Annotated in this window: 1 protein-coding gene; it reads right to left on the bottom strand. The window is 78.4% G+C overall.

Annotation, left to right across the window (positions count from 1 at the left end):
* On the bottom strand, window positions 1–547 hold a 547-nt coding region (locus OZN99_RS33270), incomplete at both ends, for an FAD-binding protein (protein WP_270939430.1).

Raw genomic sequence — 547 nt, 5'->3', positions numbered from 1 at the left:
GCACCGCGCCCGCCGCCCGCGGTGCATGACGTGCCAGCAGCTCCGGCGCGCCGCCGAAGCCGCCAGTGGCGAGCACGACGGCGTCCGCCGCCGCGCGCCGCCGCGTCCCGGCCTGGGAGAGCAGCGCCGCGCGGTCCTCCAGCCCGACCAGCTCCGTTGAATCCTCCAGCGCGATCCGTGGCTGGCGCGCCACGGCCCGGCGCAGCAGGTCGGACAGTTCGGCGCCGCTCTCGGCGGGCGTGGCGTGCAGGCGCGTCACGGAATGGCCAGGCCAGAGGCTTCCGGTGTGCAGGTGCACCGGCAGGCCGGCGACATCAGCCAGGAACGCAGCCGCCCGGCCGGCCGCGCCCGCCACCGGCGCCAGCACACCGGGATGCGCCGTGCCGCCGGTGAAGGCGCGCACATCCGCGGCGAAGCGCTCCGGCCCGTCCTCCACCCCCGCATCGTGCTGCCAGCGCGTGCCCGCCGCCGCGAACAGGCCACCCGAGAGCGCCAGGGTCGAGGGCTCGGCCAGGTCGCGCTCCACCAGCCGCACCTCGGCGCCGCG

Origin of the sequence: Falsiroseomonas oryzae (assembly GCF_027856955.1) — a bacterium.
Classification (GTDB): Bacteria; Pseudomonadota; Alphaproteobacteria; order Acetobacterales; family Acetobacteraceae; genus Falsiroseomonas; species Falsiroseomonas oryzae.
This window is presented reverse-complemented; position numbering and strand designations above follow the sequence as displayed.